Origin of the sequence: Methyloceanibacter marginalis, from assembly GCF_001723295.1 — a bacterium.
In the GTDB taxonomy this organism is placed as follows: domain Bacteria; phylum Pseudomonadota; class Alphaproteobacteria; order Rhizobiales; family Methyloligellaceae; genus Methyloceanibacter; species Methyloceanibacter marginalis.
Genome location: NZ_LPWD01000247.1, coordinates 1 through 7,021, shown reverse-complemented (window position 1 = coordinate 7,021; position 7,021 = coordinate 1). Strand labels below are relative to the sequence as shown.

The 7,021-nt window shown below is 64.3% G+C and carries 11 protein-coding genes; 8 read left to right on the top strand and 3 right to left on the bottom strand.

Features of this window, described 5'->3' with window-relative positions; translation table 11 throughout:
* A partial coding sequence (locus AUC71_RS09670) for an AAA family ATPase (RefSeq protein ID WP_244500882.1) occupies nucleotides 1–1,159 on the top strand: 1,159 nt, incomplete at its 5' end.
* 18 nt (nucleotides 1,160–1,177) lie between these two features.
* Nucleotides 1,178–1,663, top strand: coding sequence for a hypothetical protein (locus tag AUC71_RS09665; RefSeq protein WP_069624100.1), 486 nt, complete (start codon nucleotides 1,178–1,180; stop codon nucleotides 1,661–1,663).
* 16 nt (nucleotides 1,664–1,679) lie between these two features.
* On the opposite strand, the gene AUC71_RS09660 is transcribed toward AUC71_RS09665, so the two are convergent.
* Both AUC71_RS09660 and AUC71_RS22695 read right to left on the bottom strand, forming a co-directional pair.
* Nucleotides 1,680–1,979, bottom strand: a complete 300-nt coding sequence (locus AUC71_RS09660; protein WP_069624099.1) for a type II toxin-antitoxin system RelE/ParE family toxin — start codon at nucleotides 1,977–1,979, stop codon at nucleotides 1,680–1,682.
* The gene (locus AUC71_RS22695) at nucleotides 1,861–2,196 is read right to left on the bottom strand and encodes an addiction module protein (protein ID WP_204376696.1); all 336 of its coding nucleotides are present in this window, start codon (nucleotides 2,194–2,196) and stop codon (nucleotides 1,861–1,863) included. Before AUC71_RS22695 ends, AUC71_RS09660 begins: the two co-directional genes overlap by 119 nt.
* Before the next feature lie 335 nt (nucleotides 2,197–2,531).
* On the opposite strand from AUC71_RS22695, the gene AUC71_RS21150 reads away from it, so the two are divergent.
* The 6 genes from AUC71_RS21150 to AUC71_RS09630 all read left to right on the top strand — a co-directional run bounded on the left by AUC71_RS21150 (nucleotide 2,532) and on the right by AUC71_RS09630 (nucleotide 6,431).
* The gene (locus AUC71_RS21150) at nucleotides 2,532–2,765 is read left to right on the top strand and encodes an AtpZ/AtpI family protein (RefSeq protein ID WP_244500881.1); all 234 of its coding nucleotides are present in this window, start codon (nucleotides 2,532–2,534) and stop codon (nucleotides 2,763–2,765) included.
* Between the two features lie 90 nt (nucleotides 2,766–2,855).
* Nucleotides 2,856–3,569: a F0F1 ATP synthase subunit A gene (locus tag AUC71_RS09650; protein WP_069624103.1), complete on the top strand. Its 714-nt coding sequence runs from the start codon at nucleotides 2,856–2,858 to the stop codon at nucleotides 3,567–3,569.
* A gap of 39 nt (nucleotides 3,570–3,608) precedes the next feature.
* Complete coding sequence (locus AUC71_RS09645) at nucleotides 3,609–3,836, top strand: F0F1 ATP synthase subunit C (protein ID WP_069624097.1); 228 nt, start codon at nucleotides 3,609–3,611, stop codon at nucleotides 3,834–3,836.
* A 29-nt stretch (nucleotides 3,837–3,865) separates the two neighbouring features.
* A complete protein-coding gene (locus tag AUC71_RS09640) occupies nucleotides 3,866–4,351 on the top strand; it encodes a F0F1 ATP synthase subunit B family protein (RefSeq protein WP_069624096.1) in 486 nt (161 codons plus the stop codon).
* Nucleotides 4,352–4,356: 5 nt separating this feature from the next.
* On the top strand, nucleotides 4,357–4,848 hold the full coding sequence (locus AUC71_RS09635; protein ID WP_083238245.1) for a F0F1 ATP synthase subunit B family protein: 492 nt from the start codon (nucleotides 4,357–4,359) through the stop codon (nucleotides 4,846–4,848).
* A gap of 98 nt (nucleotides 4,849–4,946) precedes the next feature.
* The gene (locus AUC71_RS09630; RefSeq protein ID WP_069624095.1) at nucleotides 4,947–6,431 is read left to right on the top strand and encodes a glycosyltransferase; all 1,485 of its coding nucleotides are present in this window, start codon (nucleotides 4,947–4,949) and stop codon (nucleotides 6,429–6,431) included.
* Nucleotides 6,432–6,440: 9 nt separating this feature from the next.
* Here the strand turns inward: AUC71_RS09630 and AUC71_RS19475 are convergent, their stop codons facing one another.
* Entirely contained in the window at nucleotides 6,441–6,848 is a 408-nt protein-coding gene (locus AUC71_RS19475) for a vWA domain-containing protein (RefSeq protein ID WP_204376695.1), read from the bottom strand.
* Nucleotides 6,849–7,021 lie beyond the last annotated feature (173 nt).

Genomic DNA, 7,021 nt, shown 5'->3' with positions numbered 1-7,021 from the left:
AGCATCTCCGGGTTTCGAACATGAGGTGCGCCTGCGCCAGGAGCGGATCCAGGCGATCCGCGCCGAGGAAGAGCTTTGGCAGAAGCGGATCGCCAATGCCCGCGAGCAGATCGAGACGCTGCGCGCCCGTAAGCACGGAGACAAGCGCCGATCTCGAGGCGCTGGCGAACCTGCCGGCGAAGATCGAGGAGCGGCGCGGCAAACTGATGGACGCGATCGCCGAGGCCGAGCGCGAACGCGCCAAGCGGCCGACGATCTCGCCGTGGCGGAGACGGCGCTCAAGGCCCAAGAGAAGAGCTTGCGCGCGGTGCAGGAGAAATTGGCCGAGGCCCGCGAGGGCAAGGCGCGCGGCGAAGCGCGGCTCGAGGGCGCGCGCGAGCGGCGCAGCTCACTCGCGCGGCTGATCCGCGAGCAGCTCGACTGTGCACCGGAGGAGTGCCTGACCCGCGCCAACCTCAAAGACGGCGCCGAGATCCCGGCGCTCGACGCGGTCGAGGCGCGGCTCGCCAAGCTCAAGGCAGACCGCGAGCGGCTCGGCGGCGTCAATCTCCGCGCGGAAGAAGAAGAAGCCGAGCTTTCGGCGCAACTCGAAGAGATGGAGCGCGAGAAGGCGGACGTGGAGGAGGCCATCGCGCGGCTGCGCCAGGGCATCTCCAACCTCAATCGCGAGGGCCGCAAACGTCTCCTGGAGGCGTTCGAGTCGGTCAACGGCCATTTCACCCGCCTGTTCCAAACGCTGTTCGGCGGCGGCTCGGCGGAGCTGAAGCTGGTGGATTCCGACGATCCGCTCGAATCGGGCCTGGAAATCTTCGCTCAGCCTCCGGGTAAGCGCACGCAGACGCTCACGCTGCTCTCGGGCGGCGAGAAAGCGCTCACCGCCATGGCCCTGATCTTCGCGGTGTTCCTGACCAATCCGTCACCCATTTGCGTGCTGGACGAGGTGGACGCGCCGCTCGACGACGCGAATGTCGACCGCTTCTGCCGGCTGATGGAGGAGATGTCGAAGGAAACCGATACGCGCTTCCTGATCATCACCCATCACCCGCTGACCATGGCGCGCATGAGCCGGCTGTTCGGCGTCACCATGCAGGAGAAGGGCGTGAGCCAGCTGGTGTCGGTGGATCTGGAAACGGCAGAGAAGCTGCGCGACGCGGGCTAGACCTCTCGGGGCGGAGGCATGGACCTGGGAACTCTCCTCGCAATCCTTGCCTTCCTCGCCGTGCTGGCCGCCATCGCTCTCGGCTTGCGCTTTCTGGTGCCGCAGCTGATCGACAATTTAAAGGGAAGCTTCGGCAGCGCGACAGGGTGGACCACGCTGTCCCGCGTCTACGCCACGTCCTCGAAGCCTGAGGGCGAGGCGCTGAAGAGACAATCGCTCGTCGCCGGCGCGGTCGTCTACCGGTACCTCGTCACAGCGGTCATCGGCGATACCGGCCTCTATCTGGCAGTCGGCAGGCCCCTGCCGCGCCAGCCAATCCTCATCCCCTGGAGCGACTTCACGGACGTCCAATCCGTCCGGCTTTTCTGGCAGAAGGCGGCCCTCGTCTCGATCGGGGCGCCGAGAGTGGGCACGCTCACCCTGCCGATGACGCTCTACGATAGGATACGCCCGCATCTCCCGCCCCAACTCGCCTCGAAGGACGTCTCCTCCAAGCCTGTCTAAGGATGTTTCGATCGAGTTAGTGGTCCTCGATCCGATCACGCCACGCGCGCGGCCGTTTATGCAGATGCGGCACGGCGACGATCAGCAGTTCCTTGCTTTCAGCGGTGAAGATCAAACCGTACGGGAATTTTCCGAGGCGGCATCGCCGCAACTCTGCATCCACCCTCTGCCACGCCTCAGGATACTCCATGATGCGCTCAATCGCGGCGGTTGCTGCGAGCAGAAAATCTCCGCCAAGTCCGGGGACCTGCGATTCGTAGTACCGCACGGCCTCGCTCAACTCCTCTTGTGCGACCTTGAGGAAGCGAACTTTCACTTCTTGGAGAGACCCGCCAAGACCTCATCAAGGCTGACGGTGTCGATCTCGCCCCGCCGGTAGGCTGAAGCCGGTCACGGGCCTCCTCGGCCCACAATTTCTCGATCTCGGGATCGGCCGGATCGAGGCTCTTCAGGAGGTCTTCGACCAGCGCGATCCGCTCTTCCGGGCTCAGGCGCCGCGCTTCCTCGCTCAAGGCTTTGATCTTGGCGTTCATGTCAGACCTTCCGTTCCTCCGGCTCTTCTAGCATATACGCTGGAAGGGGGCATTTTTCCCGGGATTCGACGACCTCCCTGCGGCGGCGTGACTTCCTTGACACCCCGGAATCCCAAACTAAAGTGCGCGCGAAGCTTGAGGACCAGCCGGTTCTTTAGGGCTCTCCCGGAAATTGAGCAGCGCCAATGGCCGGAGCCGAAAATCAGTCCGGACGCCCAAAGAGCGGCCGCGGCACAGAGACTATTCGGCAGCGGCTCGACGCTCTCGAGGGAAAGCTGGCGACCGCACACGGCCGCCGCCCGCCCCCGGAGGAGCGAGAGGGCCGGGGCAAGGCCATGGGCCAAGCTCTCAGGCTGGCGACCGAAATGGTCGCGGGCGTGGCGGTTGGGGGGTTCATCGGCTGGGCGCTCGACCGGCTGTTCGGCACGGCCCCGTTCTTGATGGTGGCGTTCCTGTTTCTTGGGGCCGCCGCCGGGATCATGAACGTGGTGCGGACAGCCAAAGCCATGCAGGGCGAGCCCATGCCGGGCCAGCACCTGCGTAACGCGACGGACGATGACGAGGATTAGGGGCTTATCGACGTGATTGGGGTAGCTTACGCCGCGGAAGACGCAGGGCACGGAGACGGTCACGGTGGCGGCACCGGGCTGCCCGATCCGATGCATCAGTTCGAGATCAAGCGGCTGATCAATCTCGACGTGTTCGGCTTCGACGCCTCCTTCACCAATTCCGGCCTGTTCATGGTGATCGCCGCCGCGCTGATCACGCTGTTCACCCTGTTCGCCATGCGCAAGGGCGCGCTGGTTCCCGGACGTCTTCAGTCCGTGGCCGAAATCTCCTACGAGTTCGTCGCCAATATGGTGCGCGACAACGTGGGCACCGCGGGCATGAAGTATTTCCCCTTCATATTCACGCTCTTCATGTTCGTGCTGGCGCTGAACATGCTCGGCATGGTGCCCTACTCCTTCACGGTGACCAGCCACATCATCGTCACCTTCGCGCTCGCCGCGTTCATCTTCATCGGCGTCACGATCATCGGTTTCTGGAAGCACGGCATCGGCTTCCTGAAGTTCTTCGTGCCGTCCGGGGTGCCGTTCGTGATGCTGCCGCTGTTAGTGGTGATCGAGGTGATCTCCTATCTCACGCGCCCGGTCAGCCTTTCCGTGCGTCTGTTCGCCAACATGATGGCGGGACATACCATGCTGAAAGTGTTCGGCTCGTTCGTGGTAGCGCTGGGGCTTCTCGGCGGCTGGGCGGCGCTCGCGTTTATGGTGGCCTTCACGGGTCTCGAACTCCTGGTGGCGTTCCTCCAGGCCTATGTGTTCGCCATCCTCACCTGCATCTATCTCAACGATGCGCTTCACATGCACTGAGCCATCACACGCAAAAACGATCGTTCCAAGGAGAGAATTATGGACGCAGAAGCAGCAAAATTGATCGGCGCAGGTCTTGCCTCGATCGCGCTTGTCGGCGCCGGCGTCGGCATCGGCACCATTTTCGGCAACTACCTGCAAGGTGCGTTGCGCAATCCGTCGGCGGCTCCGAGCCAGTTCGCCAACCTGCTACTGGGCTTCGCGCTTGCCGAAGCGACGGGCCTGTTCGGCCTCGTGGTGGCGCTGATCATCCTGTTCGTATTCTAGTCTGAGCCTTCGCTCTCAGGACACGATCCATGCCGCAACTCAACCCGCTCGATTGGGGACCTCAGCTCGTTTGGCTGGTTCTCACCTTCGGCATTCTCTACCTGCTGATGCTGTGGGTTGCGCTGCCGCGCATCGGTAGCGTGATCGAAAAGCGCGCGGCGCATATCTCCGGCGATCTCGCCACGGCGGAGAAGTTCCGGCGCGAGACCGAGGAAGCCATCGCGGCCTACGAACAGGCGCTGGCCGAAGCCAAGCAGAGAGCCCACACCATCGTCGAGGAGGGCCGCGCTCGGCTGAAGGCGGAGAGCGATGCCGAGCGCGCCAAGCTCGAAAAAGAGCTCGCGGTCAAAAGCGCGGAAGCCGAGGCACGGATCGAGAAGGCTAAAGCGGCGGCGATGACCGAGGTCAACGCCGTGGCCATGGATGTCGCCGCCGATATCGTCAAGCAACTGATCGGCACGGCGCCGCCGAAGAGCGACCTCGAGAAAGCCGTGATCGCGGCGCGGAAGGCTTAAGAGCCATGGATATCCTCGCCACACCGGAGTTCTGGGTCGCCGTCTCCTTCTTCCTGTTCCTTGGGCTCGTCTTCTATTTCGGCATGCACAAGAAGATCGCCGTGGCGCTCGATGCCCGCGCGGCGGCCATCGCCAAGGAGATCGAAGAGGCGAAGGCGCTGCGCGAGGAAGCGCAAGCGGTGCTGGCCGACTATCGCCAGAAGCAGAGCAACGCGGCCCAGGAAGCGCAGGCGATCGTCGATCGCGCCGGCAAAGAGGCCGAGGCATTCGCGGCCGAGACCTCGCGCAACATGAAAGAGCAATTCGAGCGGCGCATGAAGCTGGCCGAGGACAAGATCGGCCGCGCCGAGGACGAGGCTGTGCGCGACGTCCGCGCGGCAGCGGCCGACGCGGCCATCGCGGCGGCGCAAATGGTGATCGCCGACAGGCTGACGCCCGAGACGGCCGACAAGCTCGTCAAGCAGGGCATCGACGCGCTGAAATCCAAACTGAACTAGCGCTTTCCCCGACAGCTAAATTCCCGCCGCCCGTGTGCGGTGGAACCGCCTCGCGTTCCTGCTTTTGGCAATCGCCAAAATCGATGCGATAGTGAGGCATGGTTCAAGTCGTGGAACCGCGCCACGCCGTCACGCTCGCCGATTACGAGAGCATCGCCGATCTGAGCGGTACCGTGCGAAGTCTGCGCCAGGAGGCCGAGAGCCGCCTGGCGGGGCTCGACGGGCGGCGCGTCGTGATGGTGAACAGCACCGCGCAAGGCGGCGGCGTGGCGGAGATGCTGCCGCCGCTCCTGTCGATCATGCGCGAGCTCGGCATCGACGCTCACTGGCTCGTGATCGAAACGAGGGACCAAGACTTCTTCCGGCTGACCAAGACCCTGCACAATCTCATTCATGGCGCGGGCGACCCCAATCTCGCCGCGACCGACCGTGACGTCTACGATCGCGTGAGCGCCGAGAACGCGGCGGCGATGGAGGAGCACCTGAGGCCCGGCGACGTGCTGGTGATCCACGACCCACAGCCGATGGGCGCCGGCGCGATCTTGCGGCAGAAAATGGATATCGCGGCGATCTGGCGCTGCCATATCGGTCTCGACAAGGAGACGCCGGAAACCCGCGCGGCGTGGGACTTCCTCGATCCCTATCTCAAGCCTTACGACCATGCGGTCTTCACCGCGCCCGAATATATTCCGAGTTCGCTCGCCGGACGCTCGACCATCATTCACCCCGCCATCGATCCGCTGAGCCACAAGAACAGGCACTTACAAGTCCACGAGATCGTCGGCATCCTCGCCAACGCCGCGCTGATCAAGCCCTGGGGGCCGGTCCTCACACCGTCCTTCGCCGAACCCGCCAAACGGCTGCAAGCCGACGGCAGCTGGGCGCCGGCGACGGAGCCCGAGGATTTCGGGCTGCTGTTCCGGCCCATCGTGACGCAGGTGTCGCGCTGGGACCGCCTCAAGGGCTTCCTGCCGCTGATGCAGGGATTCGTCGCGCTCAAGCGAGATCTCGAGACGCGCACCGATCTGGAAGAACACCATCGCCGCGCGCTGCAACTCGTCCGACTCGTTCTGGCCGGACCTGACCCCGCATCGGTGGATGACGATCCGGAAGGCAAGGAGGTGCTGGCCGAGCTGTGCGCGGCCTATAGGGGCCTGCCGCCGCATCTCCAGGCCGATATCGCCATGATCTCCCTGCCGATGTCCTCGAAGAAGAACAACGCGCTGATCGTCAACGCGCTGCAATGCTGCTCCGACGTGGTGGCGCAGAACTCGATCCAGGAAGGATTCGGGCTCACGGTGACCGAACCCATGTGGAAGCGCGCGGCGCTGATGGGCTCGTGCGCCGTGGGCATAAGGCAGCAGATCCGCCCCGACCTGGACGGCGTCTTGGTCCGGCATCCGGAGGCTCCGGAGGAGATCGCCGAGACCCTGGACGCGCTGTTGGCCGACCAGGCGAAGCGCGAAGTGCTCGGCCGCAGCGCGCGGCAACGCGTCCACGACAATTTTCTGGTGTTCACACAGGTCAAGAGCTGGCTCGAGCTCCTGACCAACACGATCGCGGACCGCTGGCCGAAAAGCTGATGGCGCGGCTCAAGGACGCGCTTCGGAGAGCATCGGACAGCTCAGCGTATCGCGGAATGCGGTTACCAGTTCTTCCTGCGATTCCGCGGTGACGTAGAGACCGTTATTGGTGTCCGCCAAGCATTTGATGCCGAGCACGCTCTGCGCGCCCGTCCAACTGAAATACGATGTGCGGTAGGCGATGACGTGGACGGTCAGATCGGCGGCCGCGTCATGAAGCCGCTTGCCGAGATCGCAGGGCGAGCCGCCGCACGTTTCCTCGCCATCGGTGAGGACAACGACGACACCGGGCTTTTGGCGGTAATCCAAGACGTCGGCGGCTTGCTCCACCGCCGAGGTGAGCGGCGTCTTGCCTGCAGGCGTCAGAGCGTTGACCTCTTGCATGATGCGATTGGCTGCATTCGGCTCAGGCCGCAAGTTCAGCTCGACATTGCACTGATTGTAGGGTCCGGGCCGTAGGTGATGAGCCCGACCCGGCGATGCCGCGCAGCGGCCGGCAGAACCTTGCCGAGCGCAGAGCGGACCTCGTCGATGCGCGTGAGCGTGGTGGCGATGCCGAGCTTCACATTGCCCGACATGGAGCCCGAGGC

Bases quoted from the DNA above. Each gene is read 5' to 3' on its own strand.
- AUC71_RS09645 (WP_069624097.1), top strand. From the start codon at position 3,609: ATGGACGCAGAAGCAGCAAAATTGATCGGCGCAGGTCTTGCCTCGATC.
- AUC71_RS21150 (WP_244500881.1), top strand. From the start codon at position 2,532: ATGGGCCAAGCTCTCAGGCTGGCGACCGAAATGGTCGCGGGCGTGGCG.
- AUC71_RS09630 (WP_069624095.1), top strand. From the start codon at position 4,947: ATGGTTCAAGTCGTGGAACCGCGCCACGCCGTCACGCTCGCCGATTAC.
- AUC71_RS09665 (WP_069624100.1), top strand. From the start codon at position 1,178: ATGGACCTGGGAACTCTCCTCGCAATCCTTGCCTTCCTCGCCGTGCTG.
- AUC71_RS09650 (WP_069624103.1), top strand. From the start codon at position 2,856: ATGCATCAGTTCGAGATCAAGCGGCTGATCAATCTCGACGTGTTCGGC.
- AUC71_RS09635 (WP_083238245.1), top strand. From the start codon at position 4,357: ATGGATATCCTCGCCACACCGGAGTTCTGGGTCGCCGTCTCCTTCTTC.
- AUC71_RS09640 (WP_069624096.1), top strand. From the start codon at position 3,866: ATGCCGCAACTCAACCCGCTCGATTGGGGACCTCAGCTCGTTTGGCTG.
- AUC71_RS22695 (WP_204376696.1), bottom strand. From the start codon at position 2,196: ATGAACGCCAAGATCAAAGCCTTGAGCGAGGAAGCGCGGCGCCTGAGC.